General features: G+C 71.5%; 14 protein-coding genes. 7 read left to right on the top strand and 7 right to left on the bottom strand.

Annotation, left to right across the window (positions count from 1 at the left end; all coding sequences use genetic code 11):
- Positions 1 to 5: 5 nt before the first annotated feature.
- The 3 genes from RM609_RS21465 to RM609_RS21455 are packed head-to-tail and all read right to left on the bottom strand — an operon-like array spanning position 6 to position 10556.
- Entirely contained in the window at positions 6 to 3542 is a 3537-nt protein-coding gene (locus RM609_RS21465) for a hypothetical protein (protein WP_311613117.1), read from the bottom strand.
- Positions 3535 to 5880, bottom strand: coding sequence for a hypothetical protein (locus RM609_RS21460; RefSeq protein WP_311613116.1), 2346 nt, complete (start codon positions 5878 to 5880; stop codon positions 3535 to 3537). The genes RM609_RS21465 and RM609_RS21460 overlap by 8 nt, the downstream gene beginning before the upstream one ends.
- Positions 5877 to 10556: a DUF6603 domain-containing protein gene (locus RM609_RS21455; RefSeq protein ID WP_311613186.1), complete on the bottom strand. Its 4680-nt coding sequence runs from the start codon at positions 10554 to 10556 to the stop codon at positions 5877 to 5879. The genes RM609_RS21460 and RM609_RS21455 overlap by 4 nt, the downstream gene beginning before the upstream one ends.
- Before the next feature lie 336 nt (positions 10557 to 10892).
- Between RM609_RS21455 and RM609_RS21450 the strand changes: the two genes are divergently transcribed.
- From RM609_RS21450 to RM609_RS21435, 4 genes are all read left to right on the top strand, one after another.
- Positions 10893 to 11666 carry a hypothetical protein gene (locus RM609_RS21450; protein ID WP_311613115.1) on the top strand — a complete coding sequence of 258 codons (774 nt, stop codon included), beginning with the start codon at positions 10893 to 10895 and terminating at the stop codon, positions 11664 to 11666.
- A gap of 97 nt (positions 11667 to 11763) precedes the next feature.
- A complete protein-coding gene (locus RM609_RS21445; RefSeq protein WP_311613114.1) occupies positions 11764 to 13029 on the top strand; it encodes an ABC transporter substrate-binding protein in 1266 nt (421 codons plus the stop codon).
- 1 nt (position 13030) lies between these two features.
- A complete protein-coding gene (locus RM609_RS21440) occupies positions 13031 to 13936 on the top strand; it encodes a carbohydrate ABC transporter permease (protein ID WP_311613113.1) in 906 nt (301 codons plus the stop codon).
- 2 nt (positions 13937 to 13938) lie between these two features.
- Positions 13939 to 14775, top strand: coding sequence for a carbohydrate ABC transporter permease (locus RM609_RS21435; RefSeq protein WP_311613112.1), 837 nt, complete (start codon positions 13939 to 13941; stop codon positions 14773 to 14775).
- Here RM609_RS21435 and RM609_RS21430 read toward each other — a convergent pair.
- The 4 genes from RM609_RS21430 to RM609_RS21415 all read right to left on the bottom strand — a co-directional run bounded on the left by RM609_RS21430 (position 14733) and on the right by RM609_RS21415 (position 21540).
- Entirely contained in the window at positions 14733 to 15764 is a 1032-nt protein-coding gene (locus RM609_RS21430) for an ArsR/SmtB family transcription factor (RefSeq protein WP_311613111.1), read from the bottom strand. The genes RM609_RS21435 and RM609_RS21430 overlap by 43 nt on opposite strands.
- 565 nt (positions 15765 to 16329) lie before the next feature.
- A complete protein-coding gene (gene ppdK, locus RM609_RS21425) occupies positions 16330 to 19050 on the bottom strand; it encodes a pyruvate, phosphate dikinase (protein WP_311613110.1) in 2721 nt (906 codons plus the stop codon).
- A 394-nt stretch (positions 19051 to 19444) separates the two neighbouring features.
- Complete coding sequence (gene dusB / locus RM609_RS21420; protein ID WP_311613109.1) at positions 19445 to 20584, bottom strand: tRNA dihydrouridine synthase DusB; 1140 nt, start codon at positions 20582 to 20584, stop codon at positions 19445 to 19447.
- Positions 20585 to 20637: 53 nt separating this feature from the next.
- Positions 20638 to 21540 carry a helix-turn-helix transcriptional regulator gene (locus RM609_RS21415; protein ID WP_311613108.1) on the bottom strand — a complete coding sequence of 301 codons (903 nt, stop codon included), beginning with the start codon at positions 21538 to 21540 and terminating at the stop codon, positions 20638 to 20640.
- A 101-nt stretch (positions 21541 to 21641) separates the two neighbouring features.
- Here RM609_RS21415 and RM609_RS21410 point away from each other — a divergent pair, with 101 nt between their 5' ends.
- The 3 genes from RM609_RS21410 (at position 21642) to RM609_RS21400 (ending at position 24980) form a co-directional block, all read left to right on the top strand.
- Positions 21642 to 23111, top strand: a complete 1470-nt coding sequence (locus RM609_RS21410; protein WP_438828495.1) for an MFS transporter — start codon at positions 21642 to 21644, stop codon at positions 23109 to 23111.
- 118 nt (positions 23112 to 23229) lie between these two features.
- Positions 23230 to 24234, top strand: a complete 1005-nt coding sequence (locus RM609_RS21405; RefSeq protein WP_311613107.1) for an aldo/keto reductase — start codon at positions 23230 to 23232, stop codon at positions 24232 to 24234.
- A 164-nt stretch (positions 24235 to 24398) separates the two neighbouring features.
- Entirely contained in the window at positions 24399 to 24980 is a 582-nt protein-coding gene (locus RM609_RS21400; protein ID WP_311613106.1) for a TetR/AcrR family transcriptional regulator, read from the top strand.
- Positions 24981 to 24993 lie beyond the last annotated feature (13 nt).

The following is a 24993-nucleotide window of genomic DNA, read 5'->3' as shown; positions in this document are numbered from 1 at the left end:
AGAGGTCACTGTGCTGCACCGCCGTCGAAGGGGTTGGTCAGGCGCAGGAAGCCGGTGCGGACGACCGGGCCGTCCTCGTCCAGGCGGGCCTTCTGGTCGATCTGGACGATCGGCTGGTGGGCCCACTGGGGGTCCGCCGCCGCGTCGGGCACGGTCAGCTCGGCCCAGTCCCAGGTGCCCTGCGGGGATGTGGGGTGCGGCAGGGCGATCGGGGCAGGGGTGTGTGCCTGGGCGGTGGTGGCCGGGAGCTTGCGCGTCGTGGTCAGCACGGGGCTGAGCCGCAGGGCCGGCTTCAGGGCCGCCATCGCGTTGCGCGTGAAACGGGCCGGCAGGCGCAGCTCGGTGACGGGCAGCAGGTCGGTCGTCGCGTGGACGGCGGCCTGCGGGTCGAGCAGCAGCGTCAGGTGGGTGTGCTGCTTGGAGTCGGCCGCCAGGCGGGGCCAGTTCGCCTCGCCGATCTCGCTCACGTAGTCCGTGGGCCGCTCGGTGTCCGGCGTGGTCACCGCGTGGAAGCTCGTGTAGTCGGTCTCGGTGAAGTAGCCGATCAGGCCGTCTCCCCGCTGCCCGGCGTTGCCGAGCCGTACAGGCCACTGATACGTCAGGTGCTTCATCTGCGGGGGTACGGGCTTCCCCTCGTCCCACGCCAGCGGGGTGCGCCAGTCGAGCGCGTACTGCCAGCCCGGGTCGGCGACCGGCGGCCCGTCCAGTTCGAAGCCGAGGCGGGCGCGGACGAGGGCGAGCGGCCGGCCGAGGAGCGCGCCGAGCACCTCGTCGCCGTAAGGGTTGCCGGGGTCGATGCCGGTCAGGGAGCGGTCGACGGTCGACAGCAGGTCCGCGAAGGCGTCGGCGCCCTTGGCGACGAGCTCCCGCAGGAACGCGTGCAACTGCGGCCGCGCGTCGGCCAGGCCGTCGAGCGTACGGACGGACGAGTCCGGCAGCGAGTCCCAGCCCAGCACGGTGGTGACCCCGTCGGGCGAGGTCGCGTCCGCGCGCAGCTTCAGGCGCAGCTCGCCGAGCGGCGTGCCGTCGGGGGCGTAGCAGAGCAGCGAGCGGTCCACGTAGCTGGGGATGATCCAGGCGCACACCGGGGTGGTGCCGGCTTCGAGGTCGACGAGCCGGTCGTCCTGCCGTTCGTCGACGAAGTCGAAGCGCAGCCGGGCGGCCTGGAGGAGGCGCGGCGGCAGCTGGACGAAGCGGTCCTTCAGCTCCTCGTCCGCGCGCTTCTCGCCCGGCAGCAGGCTGTCGCCCACGACAGGGCGCAGGTAGTCGGCATCGCCGGGCAGCAGGACGTCCAGGCTCTGGCCGAACTCGTCGACGACGCTCAGCGCGGCCATGGCGAACTGCCCGGCCCTGATCTGGGCGAACCCGGACGGCAGCCAGCCCTCGAACGGCACCGGCAGCGGTCCCGTGTGCGGCAGGTGGCCCCGGACGTCGCCGACGAGATCGCCGATCGCGCCCGGCGGGCTGAGGTTGGGCGCGGTGTCCCGGCAGGCGAGCCGGCCGGTGAGGCCGTCCAGCTTCTGGGAGAGCAGATCCAGGTCCCCGGCCTGCCCGGCCTCGGCGGCGGCGCCGTGGCGTTCGAGGGCGCCGTTGAGGTTGTGCTGGATCAGGGGGACGAGGAAGCGCCGCCCGGTCGCGTCGACGGTGTGATCCTTGTCGGCCTCACCGCGCTGCCACTGGTAGCGGGTGCCGTCGAACTCCCAGTCCTCGTAGGGGACGTTCCAGTGCCGGACCTGCCACTGGTACAGCAGCGGCTTCCACGGCTGCCGCCACTGCGGCAGCGCTTTGTCGCCCAGCAGCTGAAGGAATTCGCCCAGAAGCGCGGGCACGACGGGGGGCAGTCCGCCGGCCTTGAGGGCGGCGAACGGCGCGGGCAGCTGCCCGCCCAGGGGGACGCCCCCGGTGATCTGTCCGGGCGTCCGGCAGACGAGCCCGTCCTCGGCGCCCGCCGGCGCGGCGTGCGGCGCCGCGTGGCCCTTCGTCCCGGACAGCACCACCGACGGGTCGGTCACCTGCCAGAACGGGGGCTGGGCCTCGCGGCGCAGCTCACAGCCCTCGGGACGGCCGGCCGCGTACGCGCTGAGGGCACGCTCCCGTTCCGCCAGGTCCGCCTGTCGCGCGGCCACCTCGGCGGCGAGCCCCTGCGCGTTGGCCGGGTCGATCTCGGCGCGGAACCGCTCACGGGTGTAGTGGCGCGGGATGAGGGGCAGGCCGTGCATCCACCACAGTGCGTACAACCGCTGCTGGAGATAGGAGAGTTCGCGCGCCTTCGTGTCGTGGTCGTGCTGGAGGGTGTTGAGCCCCACCAGCCACTGCTCATGCCCGGGGGCCACCCCGGACCACGTGACCGACTTCGGGTCGCCGGAGGGGTTGCCGTCGCCGCCGCTGTCGGCGAGCCGCCACACGTAGCCGCCGGGCACCTGGCCGAACCAGCCCTTGTGCAGCTCCTGCGCGGTACGGACCGCGCCGTCCGGACCGTCCAGGGTGTCGGCGAGGCCACTCGTCAGCACGTGCAGCAGAGCGTGGTCGGTGTCCTCGAAAGTGTTGCCGGAACCGTCGGGCAGGGCAGCGGCGCGGGCCAGGGGCGTCAGCGCCGCGTGGGCCTCGTCCACGCTGCTGCCGACGGCGATCGTGACGCTGCTCTTGTCCGGGCGGTCCGACGCGGGGGCCGCGCCGTCGCGGTCCCAGGCCACGCCGGCGACCCGGCCGCAGTAGGTCGTGCTGCCGGGCGTCCAGCCCTGCGGCAGGCCGTCCACGGCCCACCCGAGCCCGGCCAGCACACCCTCCACGGTCGCGTCCGGCGCGGCGAGCAGACGGCGCAGTTCCTCCTGCGCGGCGTCCGAGTACCAGCCGAGGACCTGGTAGTCGACGGTCTCCAGGCCGATGCCGGTCAGCGGGTCGTGGAAGGAGAAGACGTTCTGGTGGTACGGCTGGTAGGCGTGGAAGGTCATCAGGCCCGGGCCGACCGCCGTCAGGAACAGCTCCTTGCGCGACTCGTCGGTGGGCTCGTGCCACTCCGTGCCGTCCGGGCCGATGCCGAGGGCCCGGCCGGCCTTCGTCGTGATGACCGTGGAACGGAACGGCGTGACCGAGGGGTCCTGGACACCCGGCTTGAAGGGGTGCACGAAGCGCGAGGTGCCCTCCTTCGGGTCCAGGAAGTCGCTCTCCACCACCCAGGCCGCCAGATGCTCGGGCCGGTCCTTCACATGGCGGACCACCAGCCAGCGGTTCGGGACGAGCGGGAACTCGGTGCGGCCGCCTTCCATACGGGACGCTCCCCGGCGCAGCGCCTCGGGCAGCTCCCAGCGGACGTACACGCCGTCGTACTGCTTGTAATCGGTGTCGTCCTCGCCCTTCTGCGTGGCCTTCCACTTCTCCTCATCGGTGAAGGGGTCCGGCTCGGGGGTGCGGTTGTGGCGCAGCAGGTTGAAGTTCGGCTGCCAGCGGCGGAAGCCCTGGCCGTCCCGCTGGCGGAGCGTCTGGTTGACCACCAGGGCGTCCACGGTCACCGGGACGATGAGCGTGTCGTCTCGGTCAGCCATTGCGGTGGTCTCCTGTCGTGACGGGTGCGGTGGTGAAGATGCGGCGCTGGGCCGCGTTGATCATCTGGATGGCGAACCGGGCGGGGCTGAGCGGCGGTTGCAGGCCCAGCGCGCCGGCGAGCCCGTCCGCGAGCCTGCCGGTGCGGAGCACGGTGCCGGGGCTCCCCTCCCCCGGCTCACGCACGTAGTCCCGCAGTCCGCCGCCGTCCTTCGGGAAGTACGCGTCCTTCATCTCCTGCCCGATGGGCCCGGTCTCCGCCTTGACCGACCGCAGCCGGATCATGCCGTCGTCCAGAGGCGCGTCGCTGCGGCCCTTGTCCGGTTCGTCGATGCCGAAGTGGACGCCCTGCTGGGGCTCGGCGATCTCGACCCGGCCCGGTACGCCCTCGAAGAGGACGAGCAGCACGTCCTCGGCCAGCGCTTCCCGGCGCAGGACGGTCAGCGGGGTCTCGCCGCCGGTCTCGGTGGGGTTCGCGTACGGGCGGATCTCCAGCGCCGGCCAGCCGCTGACGAGCCGGGACCGCAGCAGCATGCCCGTGACCGGCGCGGTGGGCTCCGGTAGCGCTCCCTGGGGGCCGAAGAGCAGGTCGTCGCCGGTGAAGTCGAAGCGGTGGGCGAGGCCGACGCTCAGGGCGCCCTCGACCAGGGTGGTCGTCCAGTCGGCGTCCACGTGGAAGAAGCGCAGGCTCTCGGCCGGGAGCATGCGGGCGTCGGGGACGAGGTGGGCGAAGGGCACGCCCGTGAGGTTCCGCAGCCGCAGCAGCCAGTCGCGTACGGCGGCGAAGTCCTCGTCCGGGCCGGCCGGCTCCCCGCTGCCGCCGGTGATGTCCCCGACGGCCTTGCCCAGCCGGTCGCGCAGTTCGGCGTCGTCGCGCAGCCGCTGGACGGTGATGTCGGCGAGGGCGGGCAGGGCGGTCGCCCCGGCCACGGGGGTGACCGCCGCACGGACCGTGTTCGCGGCGGCGGAGGCGACCACGGGCTGCCGGTGGGCCTCCCGGAGGTGGCCGACAAGCCCGCCCGCGGCCAGGTGCTCGATCCGCGCCCGGGCGGCCCCGGCGGGCGTGGGGTTCAGGGCCTGCTCGGCCGCCGTACGCACCTTTCCGCGCAGTCGCAGCAAAGCCGCCGCGAACTGGTGGTCGGAAAGAGCCACGCCCCGGCCCGCCGTGAAGGCGGTGGCGAGGCTGACGTCGAAGACGCCGTACTGCTCCAGGTGGATCAGCGCCTCGGCGGCGCACCGGCGCCGGTCCGTTGCGGACTGTTCCTTGACAGGCTGCGCGACGAGCGGCCCCCGGTACCAGCCGAAGGTGGCGCGCCCGGACTCCGTACGGCACGAGACCGGCAGGTATCCGTCGTGCAGCCGCTCGGTGACCTCCCGCTGTTCGGCGCTGGGCGACGGCAGGTCGGCCACGGGGACGCGCAGCAGCAGCTCGGTCCCGTCCTTGCCCTCGGTGTCGACGAAGTGCTCGGTGAGGGCGGCGAAGCCGGGTGCGTGGTCGGCGAGGGTCTCGAAGGACCAGGACCACAGGGAGATCAGCCGGAGTTGCTCGGGCGTGCCGGTGTACGCCTCCTCGGCCTCCTCGCCACTGGGCAGACGGTCCAGCCAGCCCTCCAGGGAGACCAGGTGGGCGACGTAGCGGCCGCCGTCGGGGCTGGGCAGCCGGTTGCCGGTGACGACGGCGTAGTCGCCGATCCGGATGCGGTCCTCGGTGAGGGTAACGCCCTGGTGCTGCTCGTTGACGTGGCGGACGTGGGTGAGGAGGGGAAGTTCGTGCTGCGCGGGTGCGACGGCGTGGAAGACGGCGGGGGGCACGAGGACGGTGCGGCAGACGGTCTTCGTCTCGTCGTCCGCGATCGGCTCGGTGGTCGTGTCGAAGGCGGGCAGGACGACGCCGTCCTCGTGGCCGGTGAGCTGGGCGACAGTGCGCTGGTCGGTCTGGCCCAGGCAGTGCGGGTCGCCGGGCAGTTCGCCCTCGCCGAAGACGAGGAGGGCCAGCCAGGGCAGGCGCTTCCCGTCGTCGTCCGTGTGCTCCTCCCGCTCCCACGGCAGCGTGGGCCGGTCGAGCGTCAGGTGGGGCAGCACGTCGTCGTACAGGCCGGTGGCGCCGGGCGGCGGGTAGGCACCGTGCACCCACTCGGGTTCCACGGTGAAACGGGGTGCCCGCACCTCGATGTGCCGGGTCACCGGCTTGTCGGCGGTGGGCAGGTACTCCGGGGCGCCGGTCAGGGTCTGGGACGCGGTGAGGGTGTAGCCGCCCGCGGTGATCCGCGGGACGAGCGAGTCGCGGAACTCGACGTTCAGCGTGGGGTCGGGGTCGGAAAGGTGCTCGGGCCGGTTCACGCCGCACCGCCTTCCTTGGTTCGTGAGTTGTCGGCGGCCGGGAGGGCGACGGCCAGCGCCAGCGGGGCGTCGGTGAGCGGGACCGTGTCGGGCAGCAGGACGGGCGGGTTCGCGGCCACGTCGACGACGCGGAGCGTCCGGCCCTCCGACAGGGCGACGTAGAGCCGGTCACCGGCGGTGGACACGGCGAGCGCGACGGGCTTCGGGCCGACCCAGACGGGTTCGCCCGCCTCGACGGGCTTGTCGCCGGAGGTGTCGAACACCGAGACCGTGCCGGTGGTGGCGCTCGCCACGTACAGCCGGGTGCCGTCCGGGGAGGCGACCAGGGCGCTGGGGTCGGTGCCGGTGCGCAGCGTCGCGACCACGGTGTCGGCGGCCTCGTCGGTGGCGGCGTGGACGTCGACGACCGTGACGGTGGACCTGCCCGCGTTGAGCGCGTAGAGCCAGCGGCCCTTGGGGTCGGCGGCCAGGCGGGTGGGCGAGGGGCCGGCGTACGGCCATGCCTGCCCGGTGGGGTTGGCCAGGCTGGAGACGTCGACCCTCACGACCCTGTCCTCCGCGGGCAGGGCGATGTACACCTGCTGGTGCTTCTCGTCCCACGGGAAGGCGGGGGCCACGTCGGCGGGGATCGCCTGCGCCCAGTCCTTTGTCATCACGCCGTACTCGTGTACGCGCTGCGCCGCCTTGCCCCGCAGGTCGAGGATCACCATCTGGTTCGGCTGCGGGTAGGTGACGTAGGCCCACTTGCCGTCGGGAGAGAAGACCGCTCCGCGCGCGTCCTTCGCCAGCGTGAACGAACTCGCGTCCAGGGCGATCGTCGTGTCGGGCTGATCGGCCGAGGTGTCGAAGACGTCGATGTGCTCCGAGCCGCCGACCGCGTACAGCCGGCTGCCGTCGGGGCTCACGGCCAGGTGGGTGGGGTCCTCGTGCTCCAGGGCGAAGGGCGGGTACGGCGTCAGGCCCTGGGCGTCGACGGGGGTGACGGTCTTCCCGGTGCCCAGGACGTAAAGCCGTTCGCTGACGGTCGGTTCGCCCGGGACCGTATCGGCGATCTTCGCGGTGACGTCGCCCGCCACGAGGCTGTCCTCGGCGGTCAGCCTGTCGTTGCTGTCGGAGCCCGGGCTGACGCCCAGGTAGCCCATGGCCGCGAACAGCCGGTCACGGGACTGGTCGATCAGCGTCCCGGCCATGGCGCCGGTGGCGTCGCCCACGCGGGCGACGTCGCGGACCGGTTCCGTGAACAGCTCGGCGGCGATGGTCCGCAGGGCCGGCGCCGGCGCGTGCAGCGGCAGCGTCCCGTCCGGCCTGCGGTCGTCGTGTGCCAGCACGCCCGCCTTGATCGGACCCGGTGTGTCGCCCTCGGTGGGCGGCGGCAGCATCAGGTCGACGCCCATGAGCTGATCGGGGACGCGCGGTGCGCCCTTGGCGGAGAGCTCGCCCTCGTAGCGTCCCCACAGGGCGGCAGGCAGGCTCTCCCTGGTCTCCGTGACGGTCCAGGCGCCCAGGTCGGGCTGGTCGGTGCCGTGGTCCTTGGTCAGGGAGACGGTGAGGACCGAGTCCAGGCCCTTGCCGTCGCCGCGCCGGGGGCGGATGTCGACCTTGTGACCGGTGATCTCCTTGGCGCCCGTGTCCTTGCCGAGCCGCAGCTCGGAGACGGGGACGGCCGTACGGACGGCGAACGAGAACGCACCGGGGCCCACGACCCACAGCTCCTCCCCCTGCGCGTCCTCGGCCCGCGCCGGGGACAGACCGGCCATGGGCGTCAGCCGGACGGCGTCCTTCGCGTCCGGCAGTTGCTTGAGCACCTCGGGCCAGGTGGCCTCGCGGCCGTCCTTCGCGCTGCCGTCACCGAAACCGATGGTGAACGAGATGAACCACAGATGGACGGTGACCTCGCCGGCCGTCGGCGGCCCCCACAGCCGCAAGGACGCACCCACCTCGACACTGATCGTCTCGCGCACCAGCCACAGGTCGAGGACGAAGCTGACGCCGATGCTCACGTCGATGCCGACGTCGAAGTGGAACGGGGCCCACTCGATGAGCATGTTGGCGCCGGCCTTCAGCCAGGCGTGGAGATCGCCGGAGCGGTAGTTCACGTCCAGCGCGCCACCGGCCATGACCGCGCCCGGGGTGAGGGCGAAGTACGAACCGCCGCTGATCGTCAGCTCGGAGGTGACGGGCCAGTTGAAGCCCAGCCTCGGCACCTGGGGATAGTGCGCGGGGACGGGGAAGTCCGGGTGGTAGCCGCCGAGCGTGAGGACGAAATCGCCCGCGTGCGCCTCGTCGAACCACGTGTACAGCGCGAAGCCACCGGTCAGGACGCACGCCTCGTCGATGAGGAACGAGCCCGGCGCGAGCTGCGCGGCGATCTTCAGGGTGCGTTCGCTCTCGCGGTACTTCGCGGAGATCCCCAGCCGGGCCCGCGCATACGCCTTCAGGCCCACGTCCTTGGGGAAGCGCGCCTCCGCCGTGCCCAGGACAGCGACGGCGAAGTCGTCGCCGACCTCCAGGACGAGCAGGGCCTGCCCCTCCAGGAACTCGAAGACCTTGAAGCCCAGTCCGGCCGCGAACCACAGCTGTCCGGTCTCCGGCCGCACCCAGGCGTCGTCGCCGCTGCCCATGAGCGTCTGGAGGACGGCCATGGGGTCGGAGTCCGGATCCTGCGCGGTCATGTCCTTGAGGAACGGGAACCGGAGGACCTCGTCGCCCTCGGGGAGCCGCAGATCGGTGTTGAAGCCGAATCCGGCCATGATCTCGGTGATCTGGACCGGCGGCGGGCCGCCGAACTCCCCCGTCACCTTGCCGAACAGGAACATCGACGGCTCGCCGTCGGGGTTCTTCCGGTCCCGTGCGTACGCGCCGAGCGCGGTGATCCCGAACTTCTCGGCGGAGACGGCCAGTACGCCCTCGACCAGCGGGTCGTAGGCGGGGTCGTCGGGCTTGTAGACCAGTCCGCCCGTGATCGCGAGCGGTGGGCGGGAGTAGGAGACGCCGATGCCGTCGAGCCGGACGTGCAGCTGCCCGGTCTTCAGGTCGATGCCCACGCCGAGCCCCTCGACGCCGAGTTCGAGCCCGGCCATGCCGAGGGAGCCGTCGAAGAGCACCCAGACGGTCTCCCCCGCGAGGCCGGCGCCGATCCGGCGCAGGCGCAGGGGGCCCACGGAGCGCTGGATGTCGGCCCAGGCGACCAGGGGCAGGCCGGTGGCCGGAGCGGAGGCGGGCGCGGCGACGGGGCTGCCGTCCTCGCGGATCAGCCGAGGCTGGTGCGGGGCGTGCACGGGGGTCGGCGGCTTGGCGCTCGCGCCACCGCGTACGACGAGCGAGGTGGTCCCGGAACGGCCCGGCAGCTGGAGGTCGACGAGGAAGGCCAGACCCTTGGTCAGCCCGTCGGCGGGCAGCAGAGGCAACGTTTCATCGCTCGCGGCCAGTGCCTTGTTCAGCTCGCCGATCCGCTCGGCGGTCAGGTCCTGGGAGGCGATGAGCACGCCCAGGCCGCGCAGGCCGGCGTCCTGCCCATCGGGTATCTGCCCGTGCAGCAGCGGGACCTGCGAGAGCATGGCCTCCAGCGTCACCCCGACGCGCACGGCCCAGGCCCGGGCCTCGGTGGCGACCGGCTTGTCCGACACGACGACCAGCGAGCCGCCGCCCTTGTCCTGGTCGCTCGTGGCGGCCAGCACGATGGACTTGCGGGCGGCGGAGTAGCCGACGGTGAGCTTGTCGATGGTGACCTTCAGCAGGTCCAGGACATCGGCGCTCGCGCCGTCCGCCATCCCCAGCAGGCCGGCCAGATCGGCGAGGGTGACGCCCTTGCTGTCCTCGCAGACGGCGGAGAAGTCCGCGTGCTGCGCGTCCTTGACGGTGAAGGTCAGGGCGCGGGGATCGATGCCCTCGGGGGCAGGGAGGGCCAGCGACAGGTGGGCTTCGTACTCCTGGTCGTAGCCGGTCGCGCCCTCGCCCGTCCGCTTGGTCAGGGCGGCCTTGACGCCGAAGTCCGCGCCGACGTCCCCCAGCGGGAACGCGGCGTCCACCTCGACCCGGAACCCGGGGCTACCGCCCCGGTCGAACCCCAACACCAGGCGCTCGAGCTCGACGCCCTTGAGCACGGGCGGCGGCGTGACGCCGAACAGCCCGAAGAACGCTTCGGCGATGTGGAACTGCTTGCCTTCCTCGGGCTCGATCGTGAAGTCGTAGCTTGTGCGGTCGGCTTCGAAATCGAGCGCGCAGGTGATGGTGAGCGCTTCGGTCTCCGAAAGCTCGATGTCCGCCTGGGCGGAGAGCTTACGGACGGCGGCGCCATCGAGCATGCGGATCTCGTAAACCAGCATGAGGCCCTGGAGGCCGATGCCGGACAACGCCCCGAGAATGGGATTTCCGCTCAGTGACACGGCGATCTGGACACCGATGACTTCGTCCCCGTCGGCGGGCGCTTCCTTTTCCGCGAAGAACCACAAGGACACGGCCGGCGCATCGGCGAACAAGGTTCCGCTGAGCCGCAGTTTCGCGGGATCCGTATCGATGCCCGTAAGCTCGGAGCCTAAAGTGAACCACTTCTCGAGAGCACCGGGCTCGATCGCGCCTTTGAGGTCTCCCAACTCATCGGGAAGGCCGCCCGGAACGGCCAGCTCCGACTTCGCGGGCAGACCGGTGAGCCATTCTTTGAGCTCGCCGACGGTCATCGCCACAACGCATTCCCTCCCGACCGTTCTGGCCGCGCTGGGCACGGGCCGTCATGGATGTCGAATCACCAAATCCGGCGGGACGGTAGCAGTGTCTGGATCATGGTCGGCAGTGATCGAGACAGTCCCCTTGTCAGATGTTTTGTCACGACATACCGTGCTTTGTGGCCGAACCCTGCCGAAAACCGGCCACGACCGGCTCTTCTTCATGGCCATGACAGTCCGAAACGCGCTCGCGACGGCCTGCGCCGGCCCGTCCGAAAACAGCCGCCACTCGCCCGCGCGCGCGTACCGTGCCACCCTGCCGGACCAGTCGACGATTCCAGGACGAGGCGCATGCCCGACACGAAACTCAGAATGCCCGGAGCCCCGGACCCCAAGGACAATCTCCTGCACGGCGGCAGGCGGAACGACACCTGCCTGCGGTGCGGGAAATGGCGGGGCGCAGCGGGAAAGAACGCCCACGGGGTCCCGGAGGTGCCCGAGAACCCGGCCCTCCGCAAGGCGCTCGGCCAAATAGTGGCGGAGGTCCGGGCGGACACGTCGACGCGCACGAAGAGGAAAGACGGGAGGGAGGAGGAGACGACTCTGCAAAAAGAGGCATTCATGATCGGGGTACTGGAGGCCAAAATACGCGGCGTCGAGTACCGGTTTGTCGCCTCCAGTGGAAACCAGGACCCGCCGTGGGTCCAGCAGAAGCACCTCAAGAGCCTGGACCGCCCTAAGATCTGGACACTCACGGACACCCCGCTCCCCAACAGTCGCAAGGGGTGGAAGAACATCCGGTGGGGCAACATCGACCTGCCGGAGAGCATCACCGGCGTCACCAGTCCATGCGCCGCCATGAAACTCCTTGCCGCGCTTGCCGGTAAAGTCGCCGGATCGAATCCATGGGGGCCCGTGGAGTACGTACGGCTCGCCGAGGAGTACTACCGGGGGCCTGATTTCGTCCCTGAAATAGACAGGAGGACGGGCAGGCCCAAGGAGCAGATCGCCTGGCGTGGCGAGGGCTCCTCCGGGAAGGGGCCGGGCTCGTGGACGGCCCACTCCTGCGGCCCCTGCGAGCAGCGCATCCCCTACCTGATCTGCGACCGTCCAGCAGCGGACTGACCCACCGGCACCCCACGCCCCGACGCCCTCTGTCGTAATCCCCCTCCATCGCTGATCGTTGATCCGTGCGATCCCGGCCCGCGAGGGGAGAGTCGTCATGCCGATCAGCCGAAGACAGCTCATGGCCGGTGGAGCCGGCCTCGCGTTCACCGCCGCCGCGCTATCCGCCTGCGGCTCGAACACCGGCCGCGGCGGCGAAGGTTCACGCACGCGGCTGACGCAGTGGTACCACCAGTACGGCGAAGTGGGCACCCGGCAGGCCGTAGGCCGGTACGCCGCCGCCTACCCGGGCGCCGACGTCCACGTCGAGTGGCGGCCCGGCAATTACGACCAGCAGACCGCGGCCGCCCTGCTCACCGACTCCGGGCCGGACGTCTTCGAGACCACCGGGCCCACCCTGGACCAGATCCGGGGCGGCCAGGTCACCGACGTCACCGACCTCATCGAGAACATTCGGGACGACTTCCTCCCCGCCGTCCTCGCGCCCCGCACCCACGACGGCCGCGTCTGGGGCGTCCCCCAGGTCGTCGACACCCAACTGCTCTACTACCGCAAGAGCCTGCTGGCCGCCGCCGGCGTAAGCCCACCACGCAGCCTCGACGAACTGATCGACGCCGCCGCCCGGCTCACCGACCGGAAGACGAAGACCAAGGGCCTCTTCCTCGGTAACGACGGCGGCGCGGGCGTCCTCGCCGGCACCCCGCTGCACGCCGCCGGGCTGTCGCTCGTCACCCCGGACGGCAAGGTCGGCTTCGACGACCCGGCCGCCGCCCGCACCCTCGGCAAGCTCCACCGGCTGTACGCCGCCAAGTCGCTGCTGCTGGGCGCGCCCACCGACTGGTCCGACCCCTCCGCCTTCGTCCAGGGGCTCACCGCCATGCAGTGGTCCGGGATGTGGGCACTGCCGCGGATCAAGAGGGAGCTCGGTGACGACTTCGGCGTACTGCCCTTCCCGCCGGACGGCCCGGCCGGCAGACCCGCCGTGCCCGTCGGGGCGTACGCGGCCGCCGTGAACGCCCGGAGCGGGCACCGGGACGCGGCCAAGGCCTTTGTGAAGTGGCTGTGGGTGGAACGGGCCGACCACCAGCTGGACTTCGCGCTCTCCTACGGCTTCCACATCCCCGCCCGCGCCTCACTCACCGCGAAGGCGGACAGGCTCGCGTCCGGCCCGGCGGCGGAGGTGGTGCGGTTCACCAAGGACCACGGCTACGCACAGTCCCTGCTGTGGACGCCCGCGAGCCAGGTCGCCTACCAGGACGCACTGCACCGGATCATCCAGGAGGGCGCCGACCCGGCCGCCCAGCTGAGGGCGGCGGCCCGCAGGACCGAGGCCGAGCTCACGCGCGTACGGAAGAAGAGCTGACATGCGGCAGCAGCGCAGCCGCGCCTTCTGGTTCTGGGTGTTCGTGGGCCCGTTCGCGGCCGGGCTCGCGCTCTTCACGTACGTACCGCTGCTGTGGAGCGTCTGGCTCAGCTTCTTCGACGCCCACAACACCGTCTCCCCCACCGACTTCGTGGGCCTGGACAACTACGCGACGGTGCTGGGCGACCCGGCCTTCCGCTCCTCGCTCGTGACCTTCGTGGTCTTCACCGCCTTCATCGTCCCCGCCACCTACGCGCTCTCGCTCGGCCTGGCCCTGGCCGTGAACCGGCTGCGCGTCGCCCAGGCGTTCTTCCGCTCGGTGTTCTTCCTGCCCACCGCCTGCTCGTACGTCGTGGCCGCGCTGGTGTGGAAGCTGTCGGTGTTCAACGGCGTCCGCTTCGGGCTGGCCAACACCGTCCTCGACTGGTTCGGCGCCGACCCCGTGGCCTGGCTGGCGACCCCCGACCCGCCCTGGTACTGGCTGGTCGTCGTCACCGTCCGGCTCTGGCTCCAGACCGGCTTCTACATGGTGCTGTTCCTGGCCGGGCTCCAGCGGATCCCGGTCCGGCTCTACGAGGCGGCCGCGCTCGACGGCGCCCGTCCCGGCTGGCAGACGTTCCGCCACATCACCTTCCCGGCGCTGCGGGCGACGTCCGTGGCCGTGGTCCTGCTGCTGGTGATCAATTCCTTCCAGGCGTTCGACGAGTTCTACAACCTGCTCTCCGACGCGCGCGGCTATCCGCCCTACGCCCGCCCGCCGCTGGTCCACCTCTACTACCTCGCCCTCGGCCAGGGTCAGGACCTGGGTCTGGGCAGCGCGGGAGCGGTGGTCCTGGCGCTGGTCATCGCCGTCGTCACGATCGTGCAGGCCCGCTGGGCGGGGCTGGGCCGCACGGAGGAGGCATAGCCGTGCACGACGCCCTCGTCCGCGCGGGGCGCGCCCTGCGCCTGGCGCTGCTGATCGCGCTCGCCGCGCTGTTCCTGCTGCCGTTCTATCTGCTCGTACGGAACGGGCTGGCCTCCGAGGCGGAGATCACCGCGCCCGGCTGGACGCCGTTCCCCCGCGATCCGCACTGGTCGAACGTGCGGGAGCTGTTCACCGACCCGGACGTGCCGATGGCGCACGCCCTGCTGAACTCGGCGCTGATCGCGGTGGCGACGACGGCCGGCACCCTGCTGCTCGCCTCCCTCGCGGGCTACGGGCTGGCCCGGATCCCCTACCGGCACGCGAACGCCGTCTTCTACGCGATCCTGGGCACCCTGATGGTGCCGGCGGCGGTCACGTTCGTGCCGACGTTCGTGCTGGTGTCCTCGCTGGGGTGGGTCTCCTCGCTGCGCGGGCTGATCGTGCCGACGCTCTTCAGCGCGTTCGCGTGCTTCGTCTTCCGCCAGTACTTCCTGGGCTTCCCCCGGGAGCTGGAGGACGCCGCGCAGGTCGACGGGCTGGGGTACTGGCGCACGTACTGGCGCGTCGTCGTGCCCAACTCCCGGCCGGTGTTCGCGGCGGTCGGCACCATCGTGTTCATCGGCGCCTGGAACTCCTTCCTGTGGCCGCTGGTCATCGGCCAGGGGCGGAGCTCATGGACCGTCCAGGTGGCGCTGTCGACGTTCACCACGGCGCAGACCGTCACCGTTCACGAGTTGTTCGTGGCGGCCGCGGTCTCGATCCTGCCGCTGCTGCTGGTGTTCCTCTTCCTCCAGCGCTACATCGTGGCGGGGGTCGAGCGATCGGGGATCGACGACTGACCGGCCCGGGCGCGGCCCGGCCCGCGGTGGCCGCCGCGCAGCAGCGCGGCGCCGAGCGGGGTGAGGGTGTGCATCACGGCGCTGCCGTGCCGCAGGGTCAGTACCAGCCCGGCCTCGCGCAGGACGCCCGCGTGCTGGCTGGCCGAGGCCGCCGACACGCCCACCCTGCGGGCCAGTTCGCTCGTCGTGCAGCCACCGCCTATCGAGCCGAGCACCGCCGAGCGGGTGTGGCCGACGAGCTTGCCCAGCGAGCGCGGGGCCTCGGGGACGACGGGCGCCGTCTCCGACATCGTCCGGGCCGGGTAGACCAGCACGGGCGTGAGCTCGGTGTTCTGGAGCGTCACCGGGGTGCGGCGGCAGAAGAACGAGGGCAGCAGCACCAGGCCGCGCCCGTTCAGGTACAGATCGCGGTCGACGGGGTAGTCGACCTCCAGCACGGGCGCCTGCCAGCGCATCGTCGGCGGCAGCGAGGACAGCAGCGCGTCCGCCCCACCGTCGAGCAGCGCCCGGCCGCGTACGGCGCGGTCAGCCTCGATCTGGGCCTGGATGTGCGCCCAGTACGGGGCTATGGCCGCCTGGTGGTACGCGTGGAGGGCGCCGATCAGCTTCCCGAACGCCCGGGAGTCCCCCTCGGCCAGCGATCGTATCCAAGCCGGCAGGGTGCGGACGGTGGAGAGCCGGCCGAGTTCGTCGTGCACCCGGTCGGCGGGGGTGGCCCGCAGCGCCTCCATGCCGGAGTCGAGTCCGAGTAACCCTTCGGGCGGTGTGAGGAAGTCGGGGAAATATCCCCGGGGCGGAACCAGCGGCGCCAGCAGCCGCGTTTCACCATTCAACCGAGCACGGGTTTCCGAGCGCCAATCTCCGAAGATCGACTCGCCTTGTTTGTCCCGCAGCCGGTGCAGGCTCAATACGGTTTCCCAGAGCACGTCCGGGTCGCCGGCCAGGCGCAACCGGGCCAGATCGAGTCCAGTGAAATGGACACGCAGCACCAAACCCCCACATGAGACATCCGTCACCACCCCCCGCTCACTGAGTATGCACACCGATACGAGCTGTTACCACGCCCTTTTGGCCACAGTTGAAAGGACTCGCGGCGAACATCGCAGAAGCGAAATGCTATTCACGCACTCAGGGCCGCCCCGCTCGTTCCCGTGGGGGGTGGCGAGCGAAAAAGCGGCCGCTGAGTACGCGAGTTGCCGCCCGAGCCGATGCGGGCGGCAACAACTCCCGGTGGGGGAGTAAAGAGGGGCGGCGCTCCCGCACGGGCGCCGCCCCTTCGCCATGCCCCGCGCCCGTCCGCGCCCGTCCGGCCCGTTACGACGGGGTTACCGGCGTACGGCCGCCCGCGAACGTACCGGCGCCCTCGAACGTGTTGGAGGGGCAGCCCCCCGCACGGGTGCTGCCCCTCCGTCGTCCGGAGCCGCCGAGGGTCTGAGGGTCGAGGTCATCCCAATAGCGGCCCCGGAGCTGACCGGAGCCGTCGAAGGTCCGAGGGTCGAGGTCATCCCAATGACGGCTCCGGAGTTCAATGAGCCGGCTCCGGCCGGCCGGCACTCAGCGGCTGTCGCTGCCGCCCTTGCCGTTCAGCGCCGCCGCGCGTCCGGCCTCCAGCCGCGCCACCGGCACCCGGAACGGGGAGCAGGAGACGTAGTCCAGGCCCACCTCGTGGAAGAAGTGCACCGACTCGGGGTCGCCGCCGTGCTCACCGCAGACGCCCAGCTTGAGGTCGGGGCGGGTGGCCCGGCCGGCCTCGACAGCGGAGCGGACGAGGGAGCCCACGCCGTCCTTGTCGATGGTCTCGAAGGGGCTGACGCCGAAGATGCCCTTCTCCAGGTAGGCGGTGAAGAAGCTGGCCTCGACGTCGTCGCGGGAGAAGCCCCACACGGTCTGGGTGAGGTCGTTGGTGCCGAAGGAGAAGAACTCGGCGGCCTCGGCGATCTGATCGGCCGTCAGCGCGGCGCGCGGCAGCTCGATCATCGTGCCCAGCGGCAGCTTGAGACCGGTGCCGCTCGCGGCCTCGACCTCGGCGATGACGCGCTCGGCCTCCTCGCGGACGATCTCCAGCTCCTGGACGGTGCCCACCAGCGGGATCATGATCTCCGCGCGCGGGTCGCCCTTGGCGTTCTTGCGCTCGGCCGCGGCCTCGGCGATCGCCCGGACCTGCATGGCGAACAGGCCGGGGATGACCAGGCCGAGGCGGACGCCGCGCAGACCCAGCATGGGGTTCTGCTCGTGCAGCTTGTGCACGGCCTGGAGGAGGCGCAGGTCGTTCTCGTTGGCGTCCTCGCGGGCCTCGGCCAGCGCGACGCGCACCGACAGCTCGGTGATGTCGGGGAGGAACTCGTGCAGCGGCGGGTCGAGGAGGCGGACGGTGACGGGGAGACCGTCCATGGCCTCGAAGAGCTCCACGAAGTCGGCCTTCTGGAGCGGGAGAAGGGCACTGAGTGCCTCCTCGCGCTCGGTGTCGGTGTCCGCCAGGATCAGCCGCTCGACCATCTCGCGCCGCTCGCCGAGGAACATGTGCTCGGTGCGGCACAGGCCGATGCCCTGGGCGCCGAAGCGACGGGCGCGCAGGGCGTCCTCGGCGTTGTCGGCGTTGGCGCGCACCCGCAGCCGGCGCATGCGGTCGGCGTAGGCCATCACCCGGTGGACGGCCTGGACCAGCTCGTCCGCGTCGTCGGCGCCCGCGTGCATGCGGCCCTCGAAGTACTCGACGACCGGGGACGGGACGACCGGGACCTCGCCCAGGTAGACCTTGCCGCTGGAGCCGTCGATGGAGACGACGTCGCCCTCCTGGACGACCACGCCGCCGGGGGCGGTCATCCGGCGCTGCTTGGTGTCGACCTCCAGCTCCTCGGCGCCGCAGACACAGGTCTTGCCCATGCCGCGCGCGACGACGGCGGCGTGCGAGGTCTTGCCGCCGCGCGAGGTCAGGATGCCCTCGGAGGCGATCATGCCGTCGAGGTCGTCGGGGTTGGTCTCGCGGCGGATCAGGATGACCTTCTCACCGGAGCGGGACCACTTGACGGCGGTGTACGAGTCGAAGACGGCCCGGCCCACGGCGGCGCCCGGCGAGGCGGCGATGCCCCGGCCCAGCAGCTCGGCCTTCGCCTTCTCGTCGAAGCGCGGGAACATCAGCTGCGCGAGCTGGGCGCCGGTGACGCGCTGGAGCGCCTCGGCCTCGTCGATGAGGCCCTGGTCCACCAGCTGGGTGGCGATGCGGAAGGCGGCGCCCGCGGTGCGCTTGCCGACGCGGGTCTGGAGCATCCACAGCTTGCCGCGCTCGATGGTGAACTCGATGTCGCACAGGTCCTTGTAGTGCGTCTCGAGGGTCTCCATGATCTGCATCAGCTGGTCGTAGGAGGCCTTGTCGAGCTGCTCGAGCTCGGCGAGCTGCATGGTGTTGCGGATGCCGGCGACGACGTCCTCGCCCTGGGCGTTCTGGAGGTAGTCGCCGTAGACGCCCTGGTGGCCGCTGGCGGGGTCGCGGGTGAAGGCGACGCCGGTGCCGGAGTCGGGGCCGAGGTTGCCGAAGACCATGGAGCAGATGTTGACGGCGGTGCCCAGGTCGCCGGGGATGCGCTCCTGGCGGCGGTAGAGCTTGGCGCGGTCGCCGTTCCAGGAGTCGAAGACCGCCCTTATGGCGAGGTCCATCTGCTCGCGGGGGGCCTGCGGGAAGTCGCGGCCGGTCTCCTTGGCGACGATGTCCTTGAACTGCGCGACCAGGGCCTTGAGGTCCGCCGCGGCGAGGTCGACGTCGGTGGTGACGCCCTTGGCCCGCTTGGCCTCCTCCAGCGCCTCCTCGAACAGCTCGCCGTCGACGCCGAGCACGGTCTTGCCGAACATCTGGATGAGGCGGCGGTAGGAGTCCCAGGCGAAGCGCTCGTCGCCGGCCTGGACCGCGAGACCGGCCACGGACTCGTCCGAGAGGCCGATGTTGAGGACCGTGTCCATCATGCCGGGCATGGAGAACTTGGCGCCCGAACGGACCGACACCAGCAGCGGGTCGTCGGCCTGGCCGAGCTTCTTGCCCATCCGCTCCTCGAGGGCCTCCAGGTGGGCGGTGACCTCGTCGCGCATGGACGGGGGCTCCTCGCCGCCCTCCAGGTAGACCTTGCAGGCCTCAGTGGTGATCGTGAATCCGGGCGGCACCGGCAGACCGAGGTTGGTCATCTCGGCGAGGTTGGCACCCTTCCCGCCGAGCAGGTCCTTGAGGTCCTTGTTGCCCTCGGTGAAGTCGTAGACGAACTTCTGGCGATCTTCGGATACCGGCACGGGAATCGACTCCTCACTGGGGCCTCCCGGACGCAGAGCTGGGAGGGCTTGCCCTGACGGCGGGGAGCGTACCCAGATCGAAGGCTGATTTGGAGGTCTACTCCGCCAACTTGGGGGCGTGACCACCCATCCGCCAGCAGATCGAAAGTCGAGCGCTCATCTGAGGTTTGACCCCACCTCTTTTAACCCTTGAAGGAAAGATGACCAAAAATCATCGCCCGATCACGCTTCGTCGAGGATTCCCGCCGTCTGGCGCTGAGTGCCATCAGGACTTGAAGCCAAAAGGGGTGGCACGCAGTGCCACCCCTTGGAAAGGTGCACCCCTGATTTCGCCGCTCATCTGAGCGTGTCACCTATCAGAGGTGGCGAGAATCACGCCGCATCCACCGGCCCGTCAGCCGCCGGAAGTGTCCAGTTCCGCTTCCGTACCCACGGTTGCGCCATCGAACGGGTCATCGAGCCACCCGTCCGGAAGTACCACTCGATCGCGCCCGGAGGTCCTTCCGCGCGGCCCGTCGGCACCGGCCGGCCAGGGCTGGTCCAGGTCCAGTCCGCTCAAAAGAGCGTCCAGTTCCTCCAGGGATGAGGCGATTGCCAGCTTTTTCCGGAGCTCCGAGCCGACCGAGAAGCCCTTCGTGTACCAGGCGACGTGCTTGCGGAAGTCGATGACCCCGCGCGTCTCGTCCTCCAGCCACTCCCCCAGCAGCGTCGCGTGGCGCACCATCACCCGCGCCACGTCGCGGAGCGTGGGCCGCGCGTACGAGGGCTCCCGGCCCTCCTCGGCCGCCTCGAAGGCCTCGACGAGGTCGCCGAAGAGCCAGGGGCGGCCCAGGCAGCCGCGGCCGACCACGACGCCGTCGCAGCCGGTCTCCCGCATCATCCGCACGGCGTCCTCGGCCGACCAGATGTCCCCGTTGCCCAGCACCGGGACCTCCGGCACGGCCTCCTTGAGGCGCGCGATGGCGTCCCAGTCGGCGGTGCCGCTGTAGTGCTGGGCGGCGGTGCGCCCGTGGAGGGCGATGGCGGTGACGCCCTCCTGGACGGCGATCCGGCCGGCGTCGAGGTAGGTGAGGTGGTCGTCGTCGATGCCCTTGCGCATCTTCATGGTCACCGGGAGCGCGCCGGCGTTGCCGACGGCCTCGCGGAGGATCGAGCGCAGCAGGTTCCGCTTGTAGGGCAGGGCGGAGCCGCCGCCCTTGCGGGTGACCTTGGGGACGGGGCAGCCGAAGTTCAGGTCGATGTGGTCGGCCAGGTCCTCGTCCACGATCATGCGGACGGCCTTGCCGACGGTCACCGGGTCGACGCCGTAGAGCTGGATCGAGCGGGGCTTCTCGGTCCCGTCGAAGTGGATCAGCCGCATCGTCTTGGCGTCGCGCTCCACGAGCGCGCGCGTGGTGATCATCTCGCTGACGAAGAGCCCCTTGCCACCCGAGAACTCACGGCACAGCGTGCGGAAAGGAGCGTTGGTGATCCCCGCCATGGGGGCCAGGACCACCGGCGGCTGCACCGGGTGCGGACCGATCTGGAGCGTCATGGAGGAGCTTCCTCGAAGTGGTGCGGACGTTCGGGCTGACCGTCCATTGTCCCTCATTCGGCGCAGACCCCCCGTGCCTCGGCGAGCGCCAGGGCGTGGAGCCGGTGCAGCGCCGCACGGGTGTCCTCGTCGGCGGGAGTGAAGGTGATCAGCCGGGTGCCGGGGTTGGGCCCGGTCCACAGGCTGGTGTGGTTCAGCCGCAGCAGGCCCACCCGGGGGTGCTGGAGGATCGCCGCCCGGTGGTCGTCGACCGGCATGATCTCGTGTCGCGCCCAGAGCTCCCGGAAGTCCGCCGAGGCCTCCAGCAGCCGCCTGAGCAGGCATTTCCAGGCGGGCTCGGCGATGTGCTCGGCCATGGCGGCACGGAATTTGGCGGCCATGGCCCGCCTGGCCTCCTCCCCGTTGAGCGCGCAGGCGCGCCAGAGGGGGTCGGTGAAGTGCAGCCACAGGCAGTTGCGGTTCTCCGGCGGCAGGGCGTCCAGGTCGCCCATCAGCCGGCCGTAGCTGCGGTTGTGGGCCAGGATGTCGTAGCGCGCGTTCTGCACGCAGGCGGGCAGCGGCTCGAGGCCCGCCAGTATCTCGCGCAGCGCCGGGGTGATGCCGGCGCCGTCCGTGCCGGGCAGCGGGTCGACGGAGTTGGCCAGGGCGAACAGATGGCCGCGCTCGCCCCGGTCGAGCACCAGTGCCCGGGCGAGGGAGTCGAGCACCTGGCTGGAGACCTGGATGTCCCGGGCCTGCTCCAGCCACGTGTACCAGGTGACCCCCACGGCGGCGAGCTGGGCCACCTCCTCCCGGCGCAGCCCCGGCGTACGGCGGCGCGGACCGCGCGGCAGCCCCACCTGCTCGGGTGTGATGCGCTCCCTGCGGGAGCGCAGAAAGGCCGCCAGCTCCCGGCGGCGTACGTCATCGGCCGTAGGAACGACTACGGCGGGGCGCTCGAACATCATCGTCGTCATAACCCAAGGGTGCGGGCCCAAGCAGGCAGTTTCCAGGTAGTGCCGGTACCAGGATAAGGACACTCTGGTACCAGGCTCCGGGCACCGTCATCGTCGTATCCGTGAGTGAACCCCGCATAGCCCCCGTCCCCGTCCCGACGACTCCCGACTCCGCCTCCGCCTCCGCTGCCCTCCGTGTGCCCGCCTCCTCGCCCGCCCTGAGCCCGCTGGGGCTGACGACCGTCCTCCTGGGGGCGGCGCTGCCGTTCCTGGACTTCTTCATCGTCAACGTCGCCCTGCCGACGATCGACCACGACCTGGACGCCGGTCCGGCGCTGCTGGAGATGGTGGTGGGCGGCTACGGCGTCGCCTACGCGGTTCTGCTCGTGCTCGGCGGACGGCTGGGCGACATGGTGGGCCGGCGCCGGCTCTTCCTGTGGGGCACGGCCGCCTTCGGCGTGACCTCCGTGGCGTGCGGCCTGGCCCCGGACGCCTGGACGCTGGTGGCGGCGCGGATCGCGCAGGGCGCGGCGGCGGCGCTGATGCTCCCGCAGGTGCTGGCGACCATCCAGGCCACGACGCAGGGCGCGGAGCGCACCCGGGCGCTGAGCCTGTACAGCGGCACGGCCGGTGTGGTGAGCGCGGTCGGGCAGGTGCTCGGCGGCGTGCTGGTGTCGGTCGACCTGCTGGGCACCGGGTGGCGGTCGATCTTCCTGATCAACGCGCCGATCGCGGCGGTGACGCTGCTGCTCGCGGTCCGTTCGGTGCCGGAGACCCGCTCGGACAACCCGACGCGGGTGGACGGCCGGGGCACGCTCCTGCTGTCGCTGACGCTGGTGTCGCTGCTGGTGCCGCTGACGGAGGGCCGCTCGACGGGCTGGCCGCTGTGGTCGTGGCTGCTGCTGGCGACGTTCCCCATCGCGGCGGTGGCGTTCGTACTCGTGGAGCGGCGCGAGGAGCGCGCGGGGCGGACCCCGCTGGTGCCGCCGTCGCTGCTGCGGGTGCCCTCGGTGCGCGACGGCCTGGCGGTGATCGTCCCCTTCTCCATCGGCTGGGGCGGCTTCATGTTCGTCCTCGCGGTGGCGCTCCAGGAGGGGCTGCGACTGGGCCCGATGGCGGCCGGGGCGGCGCTGGTGCCGATGTGCGCGACCTTCCTGATCGGCTCGCTGGCGGGCCCCCGGCTGGCCTCGCGGTTCGGCCGTCGGCTGGTGACCGCGGGGGCGCTCGTCCAGGGGCTGGGGCTGATCACGGTGGGCGCGACGTTCTGGTTCGGCTGGGACGGCCTGGGCGCGCTGGGGCTGGCGCCGGGGCTGGCCATCCAGGGGCTGGGCCAGGGCCTGCTGATGCCGATCACGATGCGGCTGGTGCTCAGCGAGGTGCCGGTGGCGCAGGCGGGGGTCGGCGGCGGGGTGCTGGTCACCACCCAGCAGGCGTTCATGGCGCTGGGCGTGGCCACGCTGGGCTCGCTGTTCCTGTCGCTGGCGCCGGGCGCGGGGATGCGGGAGGGACTGGGGATCACGCTGGGAGTGCAGCTGGTGCTGGTGGTCATCACGGTGGGGCTGAGCCTGCGGCTGCCGCGCTCGGTGGCGTGAGGGCCTGAGGACTCGCGGGTGGAGCAAACATGGACTGACAGATATTGAAATCTGTCAGTCCATGTGTCACTGTGGTTGGCGTACCCGCTCCACCTCCTCCCCCTCCGAAGGAGTCCCTGTGCTGCACCGCACTCTCGGCACCACCGGCCCCCAGGTCTCGGCCCTCGGCCTCGGCTGCATGGGCATGTCCGCCCTCTACGGCGACGCCGACCGCGCCGAATCGATCGCCACCATCCACGCCGCCCTCGACGCGGGCGTAACCCTGCTCGACACCGGCGACTTCTACGGCATGGGCCACAACGAGATGCTCATCGGCGAGGCCCTCCGCTCGGCCCCCGCGGCACACCGCGAGAAGGCCCTGACCAGCGTGAAGTTCGGCGCCCTGCGCGACCCGGACGGCGGCTGGTCCGGCTACGACGGCCGCCCCGCCGCCGTGAAAAGCTTCGCCGCCTACTCCCTCCAGCGGCTGGGCGTCGACCACATCGACGTCTACCGGATCGCCCGCGTCGACCCGGACGTCCCGATCGAGGAGACCGTCGGCGCCATCGCCGAGCTGGTCGAGGCCGGCCACGTCCGCCACATCGGCCTCTCCGAGGCCGGCGCGGACACCATCCGCCGGGCCGCCTCCGTCGCCCCGATCTCCGACCTCCAGATCGAGTACTCGCTGCTCTCGCGCGGCATCGAGGAGCGCATCCTGCCCACCTGCCGCGAGCTGGGCATCGGCATCACCGCGTACGGCGTGCTCTCGCGCGGCCTGATCAGCGGCCACTTCGGCCGCGACCGGCAGCTCGCCGCCAATGACTTCCGCGGCATGAGCCCGCGCTTCCAGGGCGAGAACCTCCAGCGCAACCTCGACCTCGTCGACGCGCTGCGCAAGGTCGCCGAGGACCGGGGCGCGACGGTCGCGCAGACCGCCATCGCCTGGGTCCTCTCGCGCGGCGAGGACATCGTCCCCCTGGTCGGCGCCCGCCGCCGCGACCGCCTCCAGGAGGCCCTGGGCGCGCTGGACCTCACCCTGGACACGGCCGACCTCGCCGCCATCGAAGCAGCCATCCCCGCCGGCTCCGCCTCCGGCGCCCGCTACCCCGACTCCCAGATGACCCACCTGGACAGCGAGCACTGACCCGGGTTGTGGGCAGGCGTTCCGCAAGGGCGGAACGGGTGGGCACAACCGGACCACCGGGCCGCACCCGGTGAACAACCCCGGCCCCGGCCGACCCTCTCCGGGCCGGGTACGGTCCTAAGGGCGTGCCCCAGTCACGCCCTAGCCGAAAGGATCCGCACCCGATGCCCCCCGAACCGCTGACACAAGACCGCATCCTCGAAGCCACCGAGGACGTGCTGCGCCGCTACGGCCCCGCCAAGGCCACCGTGGTCGACGTGGCCCGCGCGCTGGGGGTCAGCCATGGCAGCGTCTACCGCCACTTCGGCAGCAAGGCCGCCCTGCGGGAGGCCGTCACCGAGCGCTGGCTCGACCAGTCGCACGCCGAGCTGTCGGCGCTGGCCGACGCGGAGGGCCCGGCCGAGGGCCGGCTGCGCGACTGGCTGGCCGCACTGTTCGCGGCCAAGCGCCGCAAGGCGGGCGACGACCCGGAGCTGTTCGCGACCTACATGGTCCTCGTCGGCGAGAACAGCACCACCGTGGAGCGCCACATCGCGACGATGATCGGGCAGATCGCCGGGATCATCGAAGGCGGCGTCGGCCGGGGTGAGTTCAGGCCCGTCGAGCCCACGACGGCCGCCCGCGCCGTGTGGGACGCGAGCAACCGCTTCCACGACCCCGCGTACGCGGCGGAGTGGGCGCGGCCCGGCATCGAGCCCGCCTTCGACGCCGTCTGCGAACTGGTCCTACGCGGCCTGCACGCGTAACCCGCACGCGTGC

Source organism: Streptomyces hesseae (genome assembly GCF_031845785.1).
GTDB classification, from domain to species: Bacteria; Actinomycetota; Actinomycetes; order Streptomycetales; family Streptomycetaceae; genus Streptomyces; species Streptomyces hesseae.
The sequence above is the reverse complement of the archived record's forward strand: the minus strand, read 5'-3'. Positions and strand labels throughout refer to the sequence as shown.

Excerpts from the sequence above, each read along its gene's own strand:
- RM609_RS21465 (WP_311613117.1), bottom strand. The coding sequence starts at position 3,542 with ATGGCTGACCGAGACGACACGCTCATCGTCCCGGTGACCGTGGACGCC.
- RM609_RS21455 (WP_311613186.1), bottom strand. The coding sequence starts at position 10,556 with ATGACCGTCGGCGAGCTCAAAGAATGGCTCACCGGTCTGCCCGCGAAG.
- RM609_RS21450 (WP_311613115.1), top strand. The coding sequence starts at position 10,893 with ATGCCCGACACGAAACTCAGAATGCCCGGAGCCCCGGACCCCAAGGAC.
- RM609_RS21445 (WP_311613114.1), top strand. The coding sequence starts at position 11,764 with ATGCCGATCAGCCGAAGACAGCTCATGGCCGGTGGAGCCGGCCTCGCG.
- RM609_RS21440 (WP_311613113.1), top strand. The coding sequence starts at position 13,031 with ATGCGGCAGCAGCGCAGCCGCGCCTTCTGGTTCTGGGTGTTCGTGGGC.
- dusB (WP_311613109.1), bottom strand. The coding sequence starts at position 20,584 with ATGACGCTCCAGATCGGTCCGCACCCGGTGCAGCCGCCGGTGGTCCTG.
- RM609_RS21415 (WP_311613108.1), bottom strand. The coding sequence starts at position 21,540 with ATGACGACGATGATGTTCGAGCGCCCCGCCGTAGTCGTTCCTACGGCC.
- RM609_RS21400 (WP_311613106.1), top strand. The coding sequence starts at position 24,399 with ATGCCCCCCGAACCGCTGACACAAGACCGCATCCTCGAAGCCACCGAG.